Source organism: Neisseria sp. P0017.S009 (assembly GCF_051957375.1).
Classification (GTDB): Bacteria; Pseudomonadota; Gammaproteobacteria; order Burkholderiales; family Neisseriaceae; genus Neisseria; species Neisseria perflava.
Window position 1 is genome coordinate 50,862 of sequence record NZ_JBQCWL010000002.1, and the last position, 21,435, is coordinate 72,296.

Consider the following 21,435-nt stretch of genomic DNA (forward strand, 5'->3'; position numbering starts at 1 on the left):
CATGATGGACGAAAAACTCAATTTCTCTTATCTGTTTGGTTCTAATGCGCCATACATCGAGGAGTTGTATGAAAAGTTTCTGGATAATCCGGAATCTGTCGATGAAAAATGGAAACAGTACTTTACCGATTTGAGTAAACAGCCGGGCGCAGTCGCTGTCGATGTTGCCCATACACCGATTCGTGAATCATTTGCCACTTTGGCTAAAAAGAAAATTGCCGCAGCCGTCGCAGGCGGTGTGGATGAGGCAATGATGAAAAAGCAAGTCAGCGTTTTGCGACTGATTTCTGCCTATCGTATCCAAGGCGTGGGTGCAGCCCAACTTGATCCGCTCAAACGTATTCCTCCTCAAAATATTGAAGCTCTCGATCCTAAATTCCACGGTCTGTCAGATGCCGATATGGCACTTCAGTTCAATATGGGCGAGGGCGATTTTTCCGGTCAGAGCAAACTGCCTCTGTCCCAAATCATCAGTAACCTCAAACAAACCTACTGCGGCCATATCGCGGTAGAGTACATCTACATTCCAAATACCGAAGAGCGTCGTTGGGTTCGTAATTATTTTGAAAGCGTACTGTCTACACCAAGCTACAACGTTGAACAAAAACGCCGTATCTTGAAAGAAATGACTGCTGCCGAAACTCTGGAACGCTACCTGCATACCAAATATGTCGGTCAAAAACGTTTCGGTGTCGAAGGTGGCGAAAGTGCCATTGCCGGTTTGAACTATTTGATTCAAAACGCCGGTAAAGACGGCGTGGAAGAAGTCATCATCGGTATGGCACACCGTGGCCGTCTGAATGTTTTGGTTAACATTTTGGGCAAAAAACCGGCTGATCTGTTTGCCGAATTTGAAGGCCGTGCCGAAATCAAATTGCCTAGCGGCGACGTGAAATACCACATGGGCTTCAGCTCCGACATTGCTACGCCACACGGCCCGATGCACGTTTCTTTGGCATTCAACCCGTCACACTTGGAAATCGTTAATCCAGTAGTAGAAGGTTCTGCACGCGCCAAACAAAAACGTTTGGGCGAAAACGGCCGCGATAAAGTCTTGCCGGTATTGATTCATGGTGACTCCGCATTTATCGGTTTGGGTGTTAACCAAGCAACATTCAACCTGTCTAAAACACGCGGTTATACCACCGGCGGTACTGTTCACATCGTGATCAACAACCAAATCGGCTTTACGACTTCCGATACCCGCGATACCCGTTCAACCGTACACTGTACCGATATCGCGAAAATGGTTTCCGCTCCGGTTATCCATGTGAATGGCGATGATCCTGAACGCGTTTGCTTTGCCATCCAAGCTGCCTTGGATTACCGCAAAAAATTCCATAAAGACATCGTGGTTGATGTTGTCTGCTACCGTAAATGGGGCCACAACGAGGGCGATGATCCGACCTTGACCCAACCGATGATGTACAAAAAAGTATCGCAACACCCAGGTGCGCGTGCTTTGTACACCGAGCAACTGATTGCCGAAGGCGTGGTAACCCAAGCTGAGGCTGACGGTTACATCCAAGCCTACCGTGATGCTTTGGACAAAGGCGAACATGTTGAACAAACAACGTTGAGCAATTTCCAACGCACACAAATCGACTGGAGCAAATACCAAGGCAAAGATTGGCGCGAAAAAATCGAAACCGGTTTGCCTGCCGCCGACATTGAGCGTCTTACTGAGAAATTCACCGCTGTACCGGAAGGCTTTGCTCTGCATCCGACTGCAAAACGTGTGATCGAAGCGCGTAAAGCCATGGCATCCGGCAAACAAGCCATCGACTGGGGTATGGCCGAAACCCTCGCATACGCAAGCCTGCTGACCAAAGGTCATGGCGTGCGTATCTCTGGTGAGGACTCCGGCCGCGGTACATTCTCACACCGTCATGCCGTTCTGCACGATCAAAAACGCGAAAAATGGGACGACGGTACTTATGTTCCTCTGCGCAACATGGGCGAAGGCTTGGGCGAGTTCCTGGTTATCGACTCTATCTTGAACGAAGAAGCCGTAATGGCGTTCGAGTACGGCTTTGCCTGCTCCGCTCCTGACAAGCTGACCATTTGGGAAGCGCAATTCGGTGACTTCGCTAACGGCGCGCAAGTAACTATCGACCAATTCCTGTCTTCAGGCGAAACCAAATGGGGTCGTTTGTGCGGTCTGACCACCATCCTGCCGCACGGTTACGACGGTCAAGGCCCTGAGCACTCTTCTGCACGTGTAGAACGTTGGTTGCAACTGTGTTCTGAGAACAATATGCAAGTCATCATGCCGTCTGAAGCGTCGCAAATGTTCCACCTCTTGCAACGTCAAGTCTTGGGTTCATACCGCAAACCGCTGGTGATTTTCATGTCCAAACGCCTGTTGCGCTTCAAAGGTGCAATGAGCCCGCTGGAAAACTTCACCGAAGGTTCGACTTTCCGTCCAGTTATCGGAGATACCGCAGAACGTGCAAGCAACGACAGCGTGAAACGCGTGGTATTGTGTGCCGGTCAGGTTTACTATGACTTGGAAGCCGGCCGTACCGAGCGTAAACTGGAAAATGATGTTGCTATCGTCCGCGTTGAGCAGCTGTATCCGTTCCCATACGATGAGGTTAAAGCTGAACTGGCGAAATACCCGAACGCAAAATCTGTGGTTTGGGCGCAAGAAGAGCCGAAAAACCAAGGTGCGTTCTACCAAATCCGCCACCGTATCGAAGACGTTATCAGCGAAGAGCAAAAACTGTCTTATGCCGGTCGTCCAAGCAGTGCATCGCCTGCAGTGGGCTACTCAAGCAAACACATTGCTCAATTGAAACAATTGGTTGAAGACGCTTTGGCGTTGTAAACCTAGTGGCATTCCGTTTGAAATTGTTCAGGCGGAATGCCCATATGCAGAATTAAAAACACACAACAGGCCGTCTGAAAGGGCCATTGGAGACACAAAATGATTATTGATGTAAAAGTACCTATGCTGTCTGAAAGCGTATCTGAGGGCACGCTCTTGGAATGGAAGAAAAAAGTTGGCGAAGCAGTTGCCCGTGACGAAATCCTGATCGATATCGAAACTGACAAAGTGGTTTTGGAAGTCCCTTCTCCACAAGCCGGCGTATTGGTTGAAATCGTAGCTCAAGACGGTGAAACCGTTGTTGCCGACCAAGTTTTGGCTCGCATCGATACAGCTGCTACTGCCGCTGCTGAAGCCCCAGCCGCCGCGCCTGCCGAAGCTACCCCAGCCGCCGCTCCTGCTGCTGCACAAAACAACGCCGCTATGCCTGCTGCCGCCAAACTGGCTGCCGAGACCGGTGTTGACGTGAACGCATTGCAAGGTTCCGGCCGTGACGGTCGCGTATTGAAAGAAGACGTACAAAATGCCGCTGCCAAACCTGCCGCAGCCGCAGCCCCTGCCGTTGCACTTCCTGCCGGCGCACGTCCTGAAGAACGCGTACCAATGAGCCGCCTGCGTGCCCGTGTTGCAGAACGCCTCTTGGCTTCTCAACAAGAAAACGCCATTTTGACTACATTCAACGAAGTCAACATGAAACCAATCATGGACTTGCGTGCGAAGTACAAAGATAAATTCGAGAAAGAACACGGCGTGAAATTGGGCTTTATGTCCTTCTTCGTTAAATCCGCTGTTGCCGCCCTGAAAAAATACCCGGTTGTGAATGCTTCTGTTGACGGCAAAGACATCGTTTACCACGGCTACTTCGACATCGGTATCGCAATTGGCAGCCCACGCGGTTTGGTTGTGCCAATCCTGCGCGATGCCGACCAAATGAGCATTGCCGACATCGAACAAGCAATTGTTGATTACGCGAAAAAAGCAAAAGACGGCAAAATCGCTATCGAAGATCTGACCGGCGGTACATTCAGTATTACCAACGGCGGTACTTTCGGTTCTATGATGTCTACCCCGATCATCAACCCGCCTCAATCTGCGATTTTGGGTATGCACGCCACTAAAGAGCGCGCTGTGGTTGAAAACGGTCAAGTTGTTGTCCGTCCAATGATGTATCTGGCTCTGTCTTACGACCACCGTATCATTGACGGCCGCGAAGCTGTATTGACCTTGGTAGCCATTAAAGACGCGTTGGAAGACCCAGCACGCCTGTTGTTGGATCTGTAATCGTTTCAGACGGCCTTTTATTTGTTAATGAAAAGGCCGTCTGAATTTTTATTTAGATGTAGCGTAATGTAGTATCGTGCTACAATAGGCTCAACGAACGATTGAGGCCGTCTGAAACATTTGATTCGAATGAATCGGCAGATATAGACTTTCAGACGGCCTTTTCTTAAAACCATCAAAACGCAGTCATTCAAAATAAAAAAGAAACAAAAAGTATCGTTTTTATTTTGAGATACTGCAAAAGCAAAGGATGACACGATGTCTCAATATGATGTAGTAGTGATTGGTGCAGGCCCGGGCGGATACGTTGCCGCCATTCGTGCTGCGCAACTGGGTTTCAAAACCGCTTGCGTTGACGCAGGCGTTAACAAAGCAGGCAACGCCCCAGCATTGGGCGGTACTTGCTTGAACGTAGGCTGTATCCCTTCTAAAGCCCTGTTGCAATCCAGCGAACATTTCCACGCTGCGCAACACGATTTTGCAGAACACGGTATCACTGTCGGCGACGTAAAATTCGACGCAGCCAAAATGATTGAGCGCAAAGATGCCATCGTAACCAAGCTGACCGGCGGCGTGAAATTCCTGTTCCAAAAAAACAAAGTAACCAGCCTGTTCGGTACTGCTTCTTTTGCTGGTAAAAATGGCGATGCTTATCAAATCGAAGTCGATAACAAAGGCGAGAAAACCGTTATCGAAGCCAAACACGTCATCGTAGCGACCGGTTCCGTACCGCGTCCGCTGCCACAAGTTGCTATAGACAACGTGAACGTATTAGACAACGAAGGCGCATTGAATCTGACCGAAGTACCTGCCAAACTCGGCGTGATCGGTTCCGGTGTGATTGGTTTGGAAATGGGTTCCGTATGGAACCGCGTGGGTGCAGAAGTTACCATTCTTGAAGCCGCGCCGACCTTCCTGGCTGCCGCCGACCAACAAATCGCCAAGGAAGCCTTCAAATACTTCACCAAAGAGCAAGGTCTGAGCATCGAATTGGGCGTGAAAATCGGCGACATCAAATCTGAAGGCAAAGGCGTTTCCGTTGCTTACGAAACTGCTGCCGGCGAAGCCAAAACCGAAGTATTCGACAAACTGATTGTTGCCATCGGCCGTATTCCAAACACCAAAGGCCTGAACGCCGAAGCCGTAGGCTTGGAAAAAGACGAACGCGGCTTTATCAAAGTAGATGGCGAATGCCGTACCAATCTGCCTAACGTATGGGCAATCGGCGACGTGGTTCGCGGCCCGATGTTGGCACACAAAGCCAGTGACGAAGGTGTTGCCGTTGCAGAGCGCATTGCCGGTCAAAAACCGCATATCGACTTCAACAACGTACCGTTCGTGATTTACACCGACCCTGAAATCGCTTGGGTGGGTAAAACCGAAGAGCAACTCAAAGCCGAAGGCGTGGAGTACAAAAAAGGTACTTCAGGTTTCGGCGCAAACGGTCGCGCATTGGCAATGGGCAAAGCCAAAGGTACGGTCAAAGTATTGGCAGATGCCAAAACCGACCGCATCTTAGGCGTACACATGATTGGTCCGGTTGTCAGCGAATTGGTTACCGAAGGCGTGACTGCGCTCGAATTCTTCGCCAGCAGCGAAGACATCGCCCGCATCATCCATGCCCACCCAACCTTGTCCGAAGTGGTTCACGAAGCTGCATTGGCGGCCGACAAACGCGCTTTGCACGGTTGATAGACATTAAGGCCGTCTGAAATTTTTCAGACGGCCTTAAGACCTCCGACAAATTGAATGTTCCGAGAGCTTCGTTTTCTGATTTATAATTCCGTCAGACAAACAAACAGCATTTACATTCATTATGAACAAAGAAATAGTCGGTATTTTCTTTATACCGATGGGCATCATCAGCATGTGTATGGCCGCATTGTGGCAGATGTATGTGATGATGACCGAAACTTATACGCTCAACCGTTTCAAAGATAAAGAATTGGTTTGGCGCGTGGCATTGTTGTTTATCAGTTTCAGCCTTGCCGTTTATCTGCTCTGCCCGAATTCGCGTAAAAAAGGCATTGTCTTTTTTATTCTCGGAGGAGGAGGCGCAACCATGTATCTGCTGGCGCGGATGTGGTTGCCTTTCAGTAAATAGTAGGGCCGTCTGAAAATATGGGATTGGCCGCAGGGCGATTCCTAAAACCCACTCACCTTAAGGAGAAATCCATGAATTTACACGAGTATCAGGCTAAAGAACTGCTGGCTAGCTACGGTTTGCCCGTACAAGGCGGTATTTTGGCACACAACGGCGAAGAAGCCGCTGCAGCTTACGACAAATTGGGCGGTAAATTCGCTGTTGTCAAAGCACAAGTACACGCCGGCGGCCGCGGTAAAGCGGGTGGCGTAAAAGTCGTTAAAAGCCGCGAAGAAGCTAAAGAAGTGGCTGAAAGCCTGATTGGCACCAACTTGGTAACTTACCAAACCGATGCCAACGGCCAACCTGTCAACAGCGTTTTGGTTTGCGAAGACATGTATCCGGTTCAAACCGAGCTGTACTTGGGCGCAGTGGTTGACCGTTCTACCCGCCGCGTTACATTCATGGCTTCTACCGAAGGTGGCGTGGAAATCGAAAAAGTTGCTGCCGAAACTCCAGAAAAAATCTTCAAAGTAACCGTTGATCCGCTGGTTGGCCTGCAACCTTGCCAAGCTCGCGAAGTTGCGTTCCAACTGGGCTTGAAAGACAAACAAATCAACGAGTTCGTCAAACTGATGACCGGCGCGTACAAAGCGTTTATCGAAAACGACTTCGCCCTGTTTGAAGTAAACCCATTGGCAGTTCGCGAAAATGGCGCGCTGGCTTGCGTAGATGGCAAAATCGGTATCGACAGCAACGCGCTCTACCGCCTGCCAAAAATCGCTGAATTGCGCGACAAATCTCAAGAAAACGAACGTGAGCTGAAAGCTTCTGAATTCGACCTGAACTATGTTGCCCTGGAAGGTAACATCGGCTGTATGGTTAACGGTGCCGGTTTGGCGATGGCCACTATGGACATCATCAAACTCAAAGGCGGCCAACCTGCCAACTTCTTGGACGTTGGCGGCGGTGCAACCAAAGACCGCGTGGTTGAAGCGTTCAAACTGATTCTGGAAGACAAATCCGTTAAAGGCGTATTGATCAACATCTTCGGCGGTATCGTACGTTGCGACATGATTGCGGAAGCCATCGTGGCAGCCGTTAAAGAAATCAACGTCAACGTTCCTGTCGTTGTTCGTTTGGAAGGTAACAATGCCGAACTCGGCGCGAAAATCCTGAACGAATCAGGTCTGAAACTGACTTCTGCAGACGGCCTGAATGACGCAGCCGAAAAAATTGTTGCAGCCGTAAACGCCTAAGGAGAAAAGAATGAGCGTATTGATTAATAAAGACACCAAAGTATTGGTTCAAGGTTTCACCGGTAAAAACGGTACTTTCCACTCCGAACAAGCTCTGGCTTACGGCACTAAAGTTGTCGGCGGCGTTACCCCGGGCAAAGGCGGTCAAACCCACCTGAACCTGCCCGTGTTTAACACCATGAAAGAAGCCGTTAAAGAAACCGGCGCAGACGCATCTGTAATTTACGTTCCAGCTCCGTTTGTATTGGACTCTATCGTTGAAGCCGTTGATTCAGGCGTAGGCTTGGTCGTTGTGATTACCGAAGGCGTGCCTACTTTGGACATGCTCAAAGCCAAACGTTACTTGGAAACCAACGGCAACGGTACCCGCTTGGTCGGCCCTAACTGCCCTGGTGTGATTACTCCGGGTGAGTGCAAAATCGGTATTATGCCGGGCCACATCCACACTCCGGGCCGCATCGGTATTATTTCCCGTTCCGGTACATTGACTTACGAAGCTGTAGCACAAACCACCAAACTGGGCTTGGGTCAATCAACCTGTATTGGTATCGGCGGCGACCCGATTCCTGGTATGAACCAAATCGACGCACTGAAACTCTTCCAAGAAGACCCAGATACCGACGCCATCATCATGATCGGTGAAATCGGCGGTACTGCGGAAGAAGAAGCAGCCGAATACATCCAATCCAACGTAACCAAACCTGTTGTAGGTTACATCGCTGGTGTTACCGCTCCTAAAGGCAAACGTATGGGCCACGCCGGTGCGATTATCTCCGGTGGTAAAGGTACTGCCGAAGAAAAATTCGCCGCTTTCGAAAAAGCCGGTATCGCTTACACCCGCAGCCCTGCCGAGTTGGGCACTACCATGCTGGAAGTGTTGAAAGCAAAAGGTTTGGCATAAGACTTAAGTCTTTAAGCTGAATTGAAAAGGCCGTCTGAAGTTTTCAGACGGCCTTTTTTTAAATTTCATTTGCTTGTTTTCATAATAAGCACTTAATTTTATTTAAATTAACGTTTATTTTAGAATAAACGGTTATAATTTATTAACAGATAAACAGTCTGTAACCATATCAACCTATATCAAGGAGAAAACCATGAAAAAACACGATTTTGAGGCACGTCGCGAGGCTTTGCTGAAAGACATCCGAGAAGTAATGGATGATGTGGAAGAATTATACCGCAATGGTGTTGAAGCCGGTTCGGAAGAGGGTAGCAAAGCCCGAGCCAAATTGGAAGAAAAATTGGCTGTGGCCAAAGAGCGTTTGAGCCGTTTTGAAGAAGAGGCCGGCGAACGTCTGCGCCATCATGCCGAGCGTGCGCGTGAAAAATACGAGCAGTTTGAAGAAGCGGCTCAGGAGCGTTTGAAAGAAGGCAAAGAGCGTTTTGCCGAATTTGAAGCTGATGCGGGCGAGCGTTTGAAACGCGGTGCCAAACACGCTGATGAAGTGGTGCATGAGAAACCATATTATGCGATGGGTTTTGCCGCATTGGCCGGTTTGGTTGTCGGTGTGTTGTTGAACCGCCGTTAATGTGAATATGTTAAGGCCGTCTGAACAGGCGTGTACATGAAATCATGGATTTCATTGCGCCGTGCAGACGGCCTTAGCCTTATTTTTCCTGGAAAAAAGGATAATCGAGATGGGAATTCGCCAGCGTTTTGAACATGGCAAGGCTTTGTTGAATCAGGGCGCGGATTTGCTGCTGCTGCGTTTGCAGGTATTGAGCTTGGATTTGACGCGTCAGGCGGAAAATGTGTTTCGTTTGGCGATTTGGCTGGTGTTGTCCGGCGCGCTGTTGATGGTGGGCTTGGTCGGTTTGCTGTTCGGCTTGAACCGCGTGCTGTCGGATGTGGCGGCGTTATGGGTGTTTTTCGGCATTTTCTTCTTGAGCCTGCTGATTATTGCCGTATTGTTCCGCAAAGTATCGGCAGATTATCGGGAGCAGGGCAGCCGTGTGGCTGAGACCTTGCAGGATATTCGATCGGATATTGCGTATTTGCGCGGTGAGATAGACAAGGATGCGGACGATGAAGCAACAGGTGCATAGGAGTTTTCTAAGAATATTAGAACATGTCAATTCTATTGCAAATGCCGTCATAGATAGACATAAAAATATTTTCGTAGCTTTTAAGATACTCTTGAAACCTTGATTAGGCATTTGCTCTCTAATGATAAGGGGTTGTCCTCAAATAATCAGTAAAGAAAGATTTGTTCTGGTTATCTATAGCAGGGTAGTTCCAGTAATATTAATTTGGGGATAGAGTTTTATCAGGATATGAAGACTGTTAGAAAATTTAAATGATAGGTAATTACCATTTTCATCCAAATATAGCTCCGACAGATTTTCTAGATAAAGATCAATGACAATATAATCTTTTCTGTAAAACAAGAGTCGGACAGAATTTACTGTCAGATCAAAGCTCAAAGTAACTCGTTCATCACCGTTAACAAACTTAACAGTCTGAATAACATCGTCTATTTCGCAATCAAATCCATAAATAGATATAAACTCATTACAATTTGGAATCACTAATTTAGTATTATTCATTGCTAGTTCCCTCCGTTGAGTATTATGGTAGCAGAAGATCTCGAGTTGTTATTTATTATTGGAAAAAGACTCTTAAATTTTTAACTTTTTAGGACAGTTACATCTTCTTTTGTTTAAGCCTTATATTTTCCTGAAAAGAGATAATATTGAGATAGCGTTGTCAAATCTGGTGGCTTTGAGGATATTTTTAGGTATTTTTTATGAAGCTGTTGATTATACTGTATCATTTTAAACGGTATCGGCAGATTATCGGGAGCAGGGCAGCCGTGTGGCTGAGACCTTGCAGGATATTCGATCGGATATTGCGTATTTGCGCGGTGAGATAGATAAGGATGCGGACGATGAAGCAACAGGAGTATGAAGAAGCGCGCGAGCTGCTGCTTTTAGAAGCTAAGCTGGTGCGGCTGCGGATTGAAGCGGAAAATTTGAAACTGCGTAAAGCGGAAGAAGGTAATGCTCGGCAGACTAATCGCTTGGTAATGTTGGCCGATGTGGCGTATCAGTTGAGCCAAACGCGTTTGCTGTCTCAACGCTCTTTGTTCTCTACATCACGCCGTCGGCATTGGATCTGGCTAGTGTTGGCGGTCATACTGGGCTTGTCGAGATAATCGAGGGCGGAGATTTGGTCTAAATGATATTTGCAGCGAGTTGTTGGAGCGTGTGAGCCGCTTGTTGAGGACGCTGCGTTATTGTGTTGCCGAAACTGAAACTTTATCTATATTGAGTATTTTTTACAAAAGACACCGGCCGTCTGAACATTTCAGACGGCCTCAATGTTTGGAGTTTCAGATATAATGGCGGCAATTTTGAAATTATTAAATGAAGGATAAGTGATGAACCGTTTGTATCCCCACCCGATTATCGCCCGTGAGGGCTGGCCGATTATCGGCGGCGGTTTGGCTTTGAGCCTGCTGGTGTCGATGTGTTGCGGCTGGTGGTCTTTGCCGTTTTGGGTGTTTACCGTATTTGCTTTGCAGTTTTTCCGCGACCCTGCGCGTGAGATTCCGCAAAATCCTGAAGCAGTGTTGAGTCCGGTTGACGGCCGTATCGTGGTGGTCGAGCGCGCACGCGATCCGTATCGTGATGTCGATGCTTTGAAAATCAGTATTTTTATGAACGTGTTCAACGTGCATTCGCAAAAATCGCCTGCTGATTGTACGGTAACGAAAGTGGTCTATAACAAAGGCAAATTCGTGAATGCGGATTTGGACAAAGCCAGCACGGAAAATGAACGTAATGCGGTGTTGGCGACTACGGCTTCTGGTCGTGAAATTACTTTTGTTCAAGTGGCCGGTTTGGTGGCGCGCCGTATTTTGTGCTACACCCAAGCAGGTGCGAAACTGTCTCGCGGCGAACGTTATGGCTTTATCCGCTTTGGCTCGCGCGTGGATATGTATCTGCCTGTCGATGCGCAGGCGCAAGTGGCGATTGGTGATAAAGTTACCGGCGTCAGCACTGTATTGGCGCGTTTGCCGCTGACTGCGCCGCAAACTGAATCTGAGCCTAAAGCCGCAGCTCAACAAGCTGCGCCAGCTCCACAAGCGACTCCGGCTGAAACAGTGGCAAGCCAATCTACCGAACAGCAGCAAATCGAAGCAGCAGCGGCTAAAATTCAAGCGGCTGTGCAAGATGTGTTGAAAGATTAATAGTCAGTTTTAAATGATTGGTTAAAACAAGAAAAAAGGTTTTCAGACGGCCGTCTGAAAACCTTTTTTGTTTGCCTATCCGATTTTAAAACTTCACATTTACGCCACCGGTAAAGCTGCGGCCCATTTGCGGCGTATCAGAGAGGAAGCTGCTGTGGGCGTAAACGGATTGGTTGAGCAGGTTGTCGGCTTTGACGTACCAATTCCACTCGCCATAGCGCGTATTGCGGCGGTAGTTTGCGCCGAGGTTGAGCATATGGTGTCCGGGTGTGCGTGTTTCGTAGCGGGCGAGTTTGTTTTGATTGAACACGCGGTAGTAGTCCAAATTGGCATCGATACGGTCGGTCAGCGAGGCTTTCAGGTGGAAGCCGAGGCGCGCAGCCGGAACGCGAGGGGCGTTTTGGTCGTCCTGTGCGATGAAAGGACGGTTACCGTAAGCATCTTCCCTGCCGGGTAGGGAAGGCAGGTTTTTCAGACGGCCTCGTACATAGTCGCCGGAAACGCCGATGCGGTAGCGCGGTGTCGGTTTGAAGTAGATTTCGCCTTCCGCGCCGTAGAAGTCGGCGCCGGATTGGTTGTAGCGCACGAGTTTCATTTCGCTGTCGTCTTCGATGGATTTGGGGCCGCGTCCGTCGTTTAAGGTTTGGGCGTAAATGTAGTTGCCGAAGCGGTTGCGGTAGAGCGCCAGATTGTATTGCCAGCGGTCGCCTTCGTAGCCCAGCGCGATTTCGATGTTGTTGGAACGCTCTTTGTTGAGGTGTTTGTTGCCGACTTCAAAGGTGTTGGTGGCGACGTGTTTGCCGTGTGCGTACAGCTCTTGCGTTGACGGCAGGCGTTCCTGATGGGAGGTGGTCAGGCTGAGTTTGTGTTGTGGCGTGAAATACCAGTTTCCCGAAAGTGCGAACGAGCGGGCGGTTTGGCGGTGCGCGCCGAGGTCGGGCAGGGGCTGGTTGTAGTAGTTTTCCCGATCAATCAATGCTTTGTCGTACTGGATGGAAGCTTTTTGTTTTTCCACGCGTACGCCACCTTCTAGCGTGAAATTGTCCCAGTTTGCCTGTTCTACACCGAAAAAGCTGTAATGGCGCACATTGTTGTCAATCAACATCGGTTGTTGGACGGTTTCGGGAATGGCGGAAAGCGCGCTGGATTTTTGTCCCAAATATTGCACGCCCCAGCTGCCTTTCAGACGGCCTATGGGTTGGTGGCGCAACTCGATACGGGCGTTGTGTGTTTTGTTGTTGAAGAAGTTTTCTACTGCATCGCCTGCTTTTTCGTCGTGGTGGTAGTCATTGTGGTTTAGGTGTACGCGCAGGGCTTCAAAACCGGGGAATGGCTGCTTCCATTCGGCGCGGAGTTCGTAGCGTTTGTTGCGCAGGTCTATCCACGGTTTGCCGTTGTGGGCATGGGTGTGTGCATTATCGTCGTCGTGAAAGCCGCAGCTCAAGCCCGGATTATCGTAATCAACATCTTCTTCGGTCAATAGGTGCGGATAAAGCTGCAAATAGCGTTTGTTAATCAAACTTTTCTGCCAGATGATGTCGGCGTGGCAGTCGTCGTAGAGATGGCTGTGGGCAGGCAGGCCGTAGCGGTCGCGACGGTCGCTGTACGCCACGCCGAGGAACCCTTTATCGCCAACCCAAGACAGACCGATGCTGCCGGTTTTTGAATCGGCATGGCTATCGGGCAGTCGTTTCAGACGGCCTTCTTCTTTTTGATAGCGCGGTACGGCGTAATCGCCCGATTTGCGGTACAGCCCTTCGGTATGCAGCACGAAGTTTTTGTCCAATCCGACGTTGATGCCGCCGGACGTGAGTTTTTCCAGATTGCCGCTGCTCAAACGTAATCCGGCTTCGCCCGATACTCCGTTTTCAGGCATTTTTTCGGGGATTTTGCCATCGGCAACATCGACCAAACCGGCTACATTGCCCGAGCTGTACAAGAGCGTAACTGGGCCGCGCAGGATTTCGACCTGTTGCGACAAGGCGCTGTCCACCATCAAGGCATGGTCGGGAGAGAAATCCGCCATGTCGCCCGTTTCGCCGTGATGGTTCAATACTTTAATCCGTCTGCCTGTTTGACCGCGAATAACGGGAGCAGATGCGCCGCCGCCGTATTGCGAGGCATGAATGCCCGGTACGCCGTCTAAAGCATCGCCTAAGTTGACGGCTTTTTGGCGTAAGGTATCGCCGGAGATGATTTTGTCGGAGGCGGTCGAAGTATGCAGCAGCCCCGAAGTGGCGCGCGGACGGCTTTTGCCGACGACGGTAACCTCGTCCAAGTCAACCGACTGATCGGTTTCATGCGCTTGGGAGAGGATGGGGGTGCTGATTAAAAGAATAGATAAAACAATGGGTTTGAGTGTGGTTTGTGTCATTTTAGTTTCTCATCATATTTCGAAAGGCTGTTATTATATAACATTTCATTGTTTATATGATAAGATTTTTGAGAAAAAAAGGCCGTCTGAAAACGAAGCGTGGTTTTCAGACGGCCTTTAGCTTGTATCTAGGTTTAAATGAAAACGGAACAATCTCTCTACTGCCTGGTTTGGGCAAGGCAGAAAGTCATGGCAGATTATTTGCTTTCATTGAAAGCATTACTTGGTTTCGGCGGCTTTAGCACCTGCGGTTTCGGCGATCAAATCCAAGAATACCAACGGCTTTTTGCCGATATTTTTCAACGCATGGGACTGGCCTGGGCGGGCGATGGTAATGTCTCCTGCGCCGACTTCGGTTTGTTTGCCTTCGCTGTCGGTAAACAGGCCTTTGCCGGATACGATGATGTATACGTCTTCATTGTCGGTATGTTTGTGCTGACCGATGGAAGCGCCCGGCGGCAATGTGAGCCAGCCGATTTCTTTGAATGCGTCTTGGTCGGCGGTTTGATGGCGCGTGAAGGCAAAGCTGCCGAGCAAGGGGCCTTGGCCTCCGGCTGCGTTTTCGCGGTTCCATTCGGCTAAGTCGGCTTTTTTGTACACTTGGATGCTGCGGTCGGTGGGGGTGGTTTGTTCGGCAGCTTGAGCGTTTAGAGATGTGCCGAGCAGAAGGGCGACAGATAATGCGGCAAATAGTGGTTTCATGGCGGTTCTCCGTTTGTCAGGTTGAGTCAGATAATGCGGATTCCGTTTTCAGACGGCCTGCGGGGTTGAAACGATTAACCCCGCAGGCTTCCCTCAAGATTTATTTCACGTTGCGCAGATAGTTCAACAATAATGGAACAGGGCGGCCGGTCGCGCCTTTTTCACCGCCGGATTTCCATGCGGTACCTGCGATGTCGAGGTGCGCCCACGGGTAATCTTCGGTGAAGTAAGACAGGAAGGTGGCAGCGGTAATCGTGCCTGCACCCGGCGTGCCGATGTTGGGAATGTCGGCGAAGTTGGATTTGAGTTGGTCTTTGTAGGTTTCAAAGAGCGGCAGTTGCCATGCTTTGTCGTCCACGTTGCGGGAAGCGGCCAGCAGGCTGTCGACCAAATCTTGATTGTTGCCCATCACGCCGCTGACGTCATGACCCAGGGCGATGATGCACGCGCCGGTCAGAGTGGCGACGTCGATGACGGCTTTAGGTTTGAATTGTTCGGCGTAAGTCAATGCGTCGCACAAAATCAGACGGCCTTCGGCATCGGTGTTCAATACCTCGATGGTCAAGCCTTTCATGCTTTTCACGACGTCGCCCGGTTTGTTGGCTGCGCCGGAAGGCATGTTTTCACAGGTGGCGACGACGGCAATCAGGTTGATCGGCAGTTGCAGTTTGACGGCGGCGCAGAAGGTACTGATGACGGTTGCCGCGCCACACATGTCGAACTTCATTTCGTCCATGTTCAGGCCGGGTTTGAGGGAAATGCCGCCGGTGTCGAAGGTAATGCCTTTGCCGACCAATACCACAGGCGCGGCTTCTTTGTCGGCCGCACCGAAATAGCTCAGTTCGACCAAATATGGATCTTCGACACTGCCTTTGGCGACAGACCAGAACGAACCCATGTTTTCTTTGATGTAGTCTTTTTCAATGATTTTAGCGTGTGCGCCCAGTTTTTCGGCTTCGGCTTTGGCAGTACGCGCGAGGAATTCAGGCGTACATTCGTTTGGTGCGGCATTGCCCAAGTCGCGGCAGAGGCTTTGTCCGTAAACTTGCGCTTCGGCAACGCGCAGGGCTTCTTTGACGGCGGCTTCGTGTACGCTGTGGAACACGGCTTCTGCAAATTTGGTCGGTTTGGCTTCTTTTTTATAGCGGTCGAAACGGTAGGCGGCATTGCCGAACGCAATCGCAAACGCTTCGGCAACAGCGGCGGCTTGCGCTTCTTCAAAGGCATAAACGTCCACATTGACCGTTTCTTGATTTTGCGCCCATTTGGCGGCTTCGGCTGCGGTTTTGTTCAATACGGCGCGGTCGGTTTTTTCGAGGCGGGAGACGGCAATGGCTTGCAAACCGTTGTCCGTCGGGATTTTGGTGTCGGCGAAATTTTGACCTTCTTCAAGGGAAGCGAAGAGGGCGAGGGCAGTCGGGTTGCTCAGTTGCGATGCTTCGGCGCAGACAAATAATTGCGCACCTGCCTGTTGAGCCTGCAAAGTTTCGGCTTTTGTGCTAAATTTCACGTTTATTCTCCTGATTGGAACGGTTGTCGGTTGTTCAGACGGCCTGTTGACCAACCGTCCGAACAGATGAAAATCATTGTACTCCATTTGTGTCATGCCGTCTGAAGCCTTATTAATAAATATAGGTTTCCCATAAACCGTATACCACGCTCAATCTTATGATTTACCAAAGAAACTTTATTAAAGAACTTTCCTTTACCGCCGTCGGCATCTTTGTCGTCCTCTTGGCGGTATTGGTGTCCACGCAGGCCATCAACCTGCTTGGCCGCGCAGCCGACGGGCGTGTCGCCATCGATGCCGTGCTGGCCTTAGTCGGCTTCTGGGTAATCGGCATGACACCGCTTTTGCTGGTGTTGACCGCATTTATCAGTACGTTGACTGTATTGACCCGCTACTGGCGCGACAGCGAAATGTCGGTTTGGCTCTCTTGCGGATTGGCATTGAAACAATGGATACGCCCGGTCATGCAGTTTGCCGTGCCGTTTGCCATTTTGATTGCCGTCATGCAGCTTTGGGTAATGCCGTGGGCAGAGTTGCGTAGCCGCGAATATGCCGAAATTTTGAAGCAGAAGCAGGAATTATCTTTGGTGGAAGCCGGCGAGTTTAATAGCTTGGGCAAGCGCAACGGCAGGGTTTATTTTGTCGAAACCTTCGATACCGAATCCGGCATCATGAAAAACCTGTTCCTGCGCGAGCAGGATAAAAATGGCAACGACAACATCGTTTTTGCCAAAGAGGGCAATTTTTCGCTGACCGACAACAAACGTACGCTTGAATTGCGCGACGGCTACCGTTACAGCGGTACGCCTGGCAAAGCCGATTACAACCGCGTTTCTTTCCAACACCTCAGCCTGATTATCAGCACCACGCCCAAACTCATCGACCCTGTTTCACACCGCCGTACCATCCCGACCGCCCAACTGATTGGCAGCAGCAACCCCCAACACCAGGCGGAATTGATGTGGCGTATTTCCTTGACCGTCAGCGTTTTGTTGCTGTGCCTGCTTGCCGTGCCGCTTTCCTATTTCAATCCGCGCAGCGGCCATACCTACAATATCCTGATTGCCATCGGCTTGTTTTTGGTTTACCAAAACGGGCTGACCTTTCTGCGCAATGCCGTGGAAGACGGCAAAATCCATTTCTGGCTCGGACTGCTGCCCATGCACATCATCATGTTTGTGATTGCCGTCGTCCTGCTGCGCGTGCGCAGTATGCCTAGCCAACCCTTCTGGCAGGCGGTTGCCAAAAGTCTGACATTGAAAGGCGGAAAATGAACCTGATTTCACGTTACATCATCCGTCAAATGGCGGTTATGGCGGTTTACGCCCTTCTTGCCTTCCTCGCTTTGTACAGCTTTTTTGAAATCATCAACGAAGTCGGCGATCTTGGAAAAGGCAGCTATAACGGCGCAAAATTGGGGCAGTATGTTTTAATGCAGATGCCTGCGCGCGCCTATGAACTGATGCCGCTTGCCGTTTTGATCGGCGGCCTGATTTCCCTCAGCCAACTGGCTTCCGGCAGCGAGCTGACCGTCATCAAAGCCAGCGGCATGAGCACCAAAAAGCTGCTGTTGATTCTGTCGCAGTTCGGTTTGATTTTCGCCATTGCCACCGTCGCGCTTGGCGAATGGGTTGCACCCACGCTGAGTCAAAAAGCCGAAAACATCAAAGCCGCCGCCATCAACGGCAAAATCAGTACCGGCAATACCGGCCTTTGGCTCAAAGAAAAAAACAGCATCATCAACGTGCGCGAAATGCTGCCCGACCATACCCTGCTGGGCATCAAAATTTGGCAGCGCAACGATAAAAACGAACTGACCCAAGCGGCAGAAGCCGAATCAGCGGTTTTGAATCCCGACGGCAGCTGGCAGCTGAAAAACATCCGCCGCAGCATATTGGGCGAAGATAAAGTCGAGGTTTCTACCGCCGCCGAAGAAAACTGGCCGATTTCCGTCAAACGCAACCTGATGGACGTATTGCTCGTCAAGCCCGACCAAATGTCTGTCGGCGAATTGACCACCTACATCGACCATCTGGAAAAAAACAACCAAAATACCCAAGTCTATGCCATCGCATGGTGGCGCAAGCTGGTGTATCCCGTTGCCGCATGGGTGATGGCGCTTGTTGCCTTCGCCTTTACGCCGCAAACCACGCGCCACGGCAATATGGGCTTGAAACTTTTCGGCGGTATCTGCCTCGGTTTGCTGTTCCACTTTGCCGGACGGCTCTTCGGCTTTACCAGCCAGTTGTACGGCGTGCCGCCGTTTTTGGCAGGCGCATTGCCGACGGTTTTGTTTGCACTGTTGGCGGTGTATCTGATACGCCGTCAGGAAAAAAGATAAGGCAAAATCAACTTCAGGCCGTCTGAAAGGCAATCTTCAGACGGCCTGAGTATTTTGTGTGCAAAAAACAAAATGCTAAAGTAAAATAATACCTTTCCAAACCAATACGGCTATTGAAAATGTCCCAAACCATCTGCTTGAATATGATTGTCAAAAACGAAGCGGCAATCATCGAAGAAACACTGGCCAACATCACCGACCACATCAAACTTGACTACTATGTCATCAGCGATACCGGCTCGACCGATGATACCGTCGGCGTGATCCGCCGCTTTTTCGATGCAAAGGGCATCGCGGGCGAGATTCATCATGATGGTTGGCAAAATTTTGCATACAACCGCAATCAGGCTTTGAAACACGCAAAAGGTAAAACCGATTACGTGTTGATTTTTGATGCGGACGACCGCTTTGAAGGCAAATTGGAATTACCCGAACTGACCGCCGACCGCTACCGCCTCCGCATGAGAAATGCTACGGGCAGCGTGATTTATTACCGTCCGCTGTTGTTGCGCAATGACGGTACATTCTACTGGCGCGGCGTGTTGCACGAGTTTATCGAAACCGACAAACAAGATACCAGCGAAGCCACGCTTCATGGTGACTATACGGTTCTCAGCGGCCGTTTCGGCGCACGCAGCAATATGGCGAACAAATACCTGCTTGACGCCGTTTCGTTGGAAAAAGCGTTTTACAGCCCTGAAGATGAAGACCTGAAACCGCGTTACGCCTTTTATGCGGCGCGCTCTTATTGGGACTCCGATATGCCCGAGCGCGCGAGCGAATGGTTTAAAAAACGCATCGAGTTGGGCGGTTGGGTCGAAGAAGTAACGGTTTCTTACCAACAGTTGGGCGAGTGCTACAAATTAATGGGCAAACGCGATGAAGCTTTGGCAACTTGGCTGGCAGGCTACGATTACAACCCGCGCCGTGCCGAGTGTCTCTACCTTGCTCAAACCATGCTGCGTCAGGAAGGGAAATACCGCATTTCCCATGCAATCGGCCTGATGGCGAAACGTATCCCATTCCCGAACGACGATATTCTTTTTGTCCAAAACAATGTTTATCAGTTGGACATCGACTATGAATTGTCGGTTACCGCCTATGCGGCCGGCGATTTGCGCCAAGGCTATGAGTCTTGCCGCCACTTGCTCTTGCTGAATGTACGCGAGGCATTGACCACGGTGACCATGCAAAATATGTGGCTCTACCGCGAACACGCGCAAACCGAAACGCGCGAAGTGTTGGAGCAGCTGGTGGCCGTCATGCAGCCTTATGCTGCGCAGGGCGGACGTTTGGCAGAAGTAACCGAATATTTTGCCGATATTTTGAAAAACCGTTAATCAGGACTTTGCCCCGGCCATAAGGCCGTCTGAAAGGAAATTTTTTGAGCAAGCGCAATCTGTTTTCCGTCGATAAATCTTTGGAAAAGCCCGAACGCGTCCTCTTGGTCGGCGTGATGCTGACGGCGGACTATTCCGGCGCAAACGAAACGCGCGAGCGCGGCTTTCAGACGGCCTTGACCGAAGCGGCAGAATTGGTGGGCGCGGCCGGCGGCGATTTGGTTTCTATCGAAACTTCGCGTCGCGACAAACCGCATCCGGCTTTGTTTGTTGGTACGGGCAAGGTGGAAGAATTGGCGGCAGCGGTCAAGCAGCATGATGTCGGGTTGGTTGTGTTCAACCACGAACTCACGCCGACACAAGAGCGTAATCTGGAAAAAGAGCTTCAATGCCGCGTACTCGACAGAGTGGGTTTGATTTTGGCGATTTTTGCCAAACGCGCCCAGTCGCAGGAAGGTAAGTTGCAGGTGGAACTGGCCCAGCTGAACCACTTGAGCGGACGGCTGGTGCGCGGTTATGGACATTTGCAAAGTCAGAAGGGCGGTATCGGCTTGAAAGGGCCGGGCGAAACCCAGTTGGAAACCGACCGCCGTTTAATCGGACAAAAAATCACGGCATTGAAAAAACAGCTTGCCGATGTCCGCAAACAACGCGCTACGCGCCGTAAATCGCGCATGAGCGGCCGTCTGAAAACCTTTGCCATCGTCGGCTATACCAATGCCGGAAAATCCAGCCTGTTCAACCGCTTGACCAAAGCAGACGTATTGGCGAAAGACCAGTTGTTCGCTACTTTGGATACCACTGCGCGCCGGCTTTTCCTGTCGCATGAGGCGAGCGTGATTTTGACCGATACCGTCGGCTTCGTCCGCGATTTGCCGCACAAGCTGGTGTCGGCGTTTTCCGCCACCTTGGAAGAGACGGCGATGGCGGATGTGCTACTGCACGTCGTTGATGCGTCCAATCCTGATTTTGAACGGCAGATGGACGATGTCAACGAAGTCTTGGAAGAAATCGGCGCGCATGAAATTCCGCAGTTGGTGGTGTACAACAAAATCGATTTGCTGCCGCCGGGTATGCGTGAAGCAGGCATTTTGCGCGACAATTCCGGGCATGCCGTCGGCGTGAATGTTTCCGTTGCCGAAAGTTTGGGCTTGGACGGTTTGCGTGAAGCGATGATTGAATTGACCGTACAGAAAAGTGCTTGATGGTATGGAATGAAACAAGGCCGTCTGAATGTTCAGACGGCCTTACCGTAAAATTTTAAATCTGAGGATTATGCCGACAGAGGGCTTTTCTTTTTAAACACGCTTTCGTAAAGCATCCAAGCGGCGAGGCTCAGGTATACGGTGCTGGACAAAATGCCGATAACGGCAAAGATAGGCATAAGGCGATCAATCATGGTGAGGTTTCCCAATAAGTTAGTTTTATAAGTAAATGTGTGTTTTTTGATTTCCGTCTTCGCGGAATGCCTAAAGTATGCTGCTTAAGTGGGCTGAGGTCAACAAAGAATGTATCGGAATTT

At 50.2% G+C, this 21,435-nt stretch carries 19 protein-coding genes; 14 read left to right on the plus strand and 5 right to left on the minus strand.

Going from position 1 to position 21,435, the window contains the following annotated elements; all coding sequences use genetic code 11:
• Position 1 precedes the first annotated feature (1 nt).
• From ACTHTG_RS02535 to ACTHTG_RS02570, 8 genes are all read left to right on the plus strand, one after another.
• Positions 2-2,830 carry a 2-oxoglutarate dehydrogenase E1 component gene (locus tag ACTHTG_RS02535; RefSeq protein ID WP_004519268.1) on the plus strand — a complete coding sequence of 943 codons (2,829 nt, stop codon included), beginning with the start codon at positions 2-4 and terminating at the stop codon, positions 2,828-2,830.
• A 99-nt stretch (positions 2,831-2,929) separates the two neighbouring features.
• The gene (gene odhB / locus ACTHTG_RS02540; RefSeq protein ID WP_004519270.1) at positions 2,930-4,111 is read left to right on the plus strand and encodes a 2-oxoglutarate dehydrogenase complex dihydrolipoyllysine-residue succinyltransferase; all 1,182 of its coding nucleotides are present in this window, start codon (positions 2,930-2,932) and stop codon (positions 4,109-4,111) included.
• 258 nt (positions 4,112-4,369) lie between these two features.
• A complete protein-coding gene (gene lpdA / locus ACTHTG_RS02545; protein ID WP_002217382.1) occupies positions 4,370-5,803 on the plus strand; it encodes a dihydrolipoyl dehydrogenase in 1,434 nt (477 codons plus the stop codon).
• A gap of 124 nt (positions 5,804-5,927) precedes the next feature.
• On the plus strand, positions 5,928-6,215 hold the full coding sequence (locus ACTHTG_RS02550) for a hypothetical protein (protein WP_004519272.1): 288 nt from the start codon (positions 5,928-5,930) through the stop codon (positions 6,213-6,215).
• A 71-nt stretch (positions 6,216-6,286) separates the two neighbouring features.
• A complete protein-coding gene (gene sucC / locus ACTHTG_RS02555; protein WP_003675098.1) occupies positions 6,287-7,453 on the plus strand; it encodes an ADP-forming succinate--CoA ligase subunit beta in 1,167 nt (388 codons plus the stop codon).
• Between the two features lie 10 nt (positions 7,454-7,463).
• Positions 7,464-8,354, plus strand: a complete 891-nt coding sequence (sucD, locus tag ACTHTG_RS02560; protein ID WP_002221113.1) for a succinate--CoA ligase subunit alpha — start codon at positions 7,464-7,466, stop codon at positions 8,352-8,354.
• Positions 8,355-8,547: 193 nt separating this feature from the next.
• Positions 8,548-8,982: a DUF883 family protein gene (locus ACTHTG_RS02565; RefSeq protein ID WP_004519274.1), complete on the plus strand. Its 435-nt coding sequence runs from the start codon at positions 8,548-8,550 to the stop codon at positions 8,980-8,982.
• Positions 8,983-9,091: 109 nt separating this feature from the next.
• Positions 9,092-9,499, plus strand: a complete 408-nt coding sequence (locus ACTHTG_RS02570) for a phage holin family protein (RefSeq protein WP_039861951.1) — start codon at positions 9,092-9,094, stop codon at positions 9,497-9,499.
• A gap of 174 nt (positions 9,500-9,673) precedes the next feature.
• On the opposite strand, the gene ACTHTG_RS02575 is transcribed toward ACTHTG_RS02570, so the two are convergent.
• A complete protein-coding gene (locus ACTHTG_RS02575) occupies positions 9,674-10,000 on the minus strand; it encodes a hypothetical protein (protein ID WP_004519276.1) in 327 nt (108 codons plus the stop codon).
• A 341-nt stretch (positions 10,001-10,341) separates the two neighbouring features.
• Here ACTHTG_RS02575 and ACTHTG_RS02580 point away from each other — a divergent pair, with 341 nt between their 5' ends.
• Both ACTHTG_RS02580 and ACTHTG_RS02585 read left to right on the plus strand, forming a co-directional pair.
• Positions 10,342-10,608 (plus strand): hypothetical protein, encoded by a 267-nt coding sequence (locus tag ACTHTG_RS02580; RefSeq protein WP_039861953.1) that lies wholly within the window; start codon positions 10,342-10,344, stop codon positions 10,606-10,608.
• A 225-nt stretch (positions 10,609-10,833) separates the two neighbouring features.
• Positions 10,834-11,646, plus strand: a complete 813-nt coding sequence (locus ACTHTG_RS02585; RefSeq protein WP_004519279.1) for a phosphatidylserine decarboxylase — start codon at positions 10,834-10,836, stop codon at positions 11,644-11,646.
• An 85-nt stretch (positions 11,647-11,731) separates the two neighbouring features.
• On the opposite strand, the gene znuD is transcribed toward ACTHTG_RS02585, so the two are convergent.
• The 3 genes from znuD to ACTHTG_RS02600 form a co-directional block, all read right to left on the minus strand.
• Positions 11,732-14,020, minus strand: coding sequence for a TonB-dependent zinc receptor ZnuD (gene znuD, locus ACTHTG_RS02590; RefSeq protein ID WP_004519280.1), 2,289 nt, complete (start codon positions 14,018-14,020; stop codon positions 11,732-11,734).
• A gap of 219 nt (positions 14,021-14,239) precedes the next feature.
• A complete protein-coding gene (locus tag ACTHTG_RS02595; RefSeq protein WP_070588299.1) occupies positions 14,240-14,722 on the minus strand; it encodes a cupin domain-containing protein in 483 nt (160 codons plus the stop codon).
• A gap of 100 nt (positions 14,723-14,822) precedes the next feature.
• Positions 14,823-16,232 carry a leucyl aminopeptidase gene (locus ACTHTG_RS02600; RefSeq protein WP_039861954.1) on the minus strand — a complete coding sequence of 470 codons (1,410 nt, stop codon included), beginning with the start codon at positions 16,230-16,232 and terminating at the stop codon, positions 14,823-14,825.
• A gap of 158 nt (positions 16,233-16,390) precedes the next feature.
• Between ACTHTG_RS02600 and lptF the strand changes: the two genes are divergently transcribed.
• The 4 genes from lptF to hflX all read left to right on the plus strand — a co-directional run bounded on the left by lptF (position 16,391) and on the right by hflX (position 21,118).
• Positions 16,391-17,506, plus strand: a complete 1,116-nt coding sequence (gene lptF / locus ACTHTG_RS02605; protein WP_004519285.1) for an LPS export ABC transporter permease LptF — start codon at positions 16,391-16,393, stop codon at positions 17,504-17,506.
• On the plus strand, positions 17,503-18,573 hold the full coding sequence (gene lptG, locus ACTHTG_RS02610; RefSeq protein WP_003745632.1) for an LPS export ABC transporter permease LptG: 1,071 nt from the start codon (positions 17,503-17,505) through the stop codon (positions 18,571-18,573). Before lptF ends, lptG begins: the two co-directional genes overlap by 4 nt.
• A gap of 119 nt (positions 18,574-18,692) precedes the next feature.
• The gene (locus ACTHTG_RS02615; protein ID WP_232502740.1) at positions 18,693-19,913 is read left to right on the plus strand and encodes a glycosyltransferase; all 1,221 of its coding nucleotides are present in this window, start codon (positions 18,693-18,695) and stop codon (positions 19,911-19,913) included.
• A 44-nt stretch (positions 19,914-19,957) separates the two neighbouring features.
• The gene (gene hflX / locus ACTHTG_RS02620) at positions 19,958-21,118 is read left to right on the plus strand and encodes a GTPase HflX (protein ID WP_004519289.1); all 1,161 of its coding nucleotides are present in this window, start codon (positions 19,958-19,960) and stop codon (positions 21,116-21,118) included.
• A 68-nt stretch (positions 21,119-21,186) separates the two neighbouring features.
• Here the strand turns inward: hflX and ACTHTG_RS02625 are convergent, their stop codons facing one another.
• Positions 21,187-21,312, minus strand: coding sequence for a hypothetical protein (locus ACTHTG_RS02625; protein WP_003678791.1), 126 nt, complete (start codon positions 21,310-21,312; stop codon positions 21,187-21,189).
• Between the last annotated feature and the right edge of the window lie 123 nt (positions 21,313-21,435).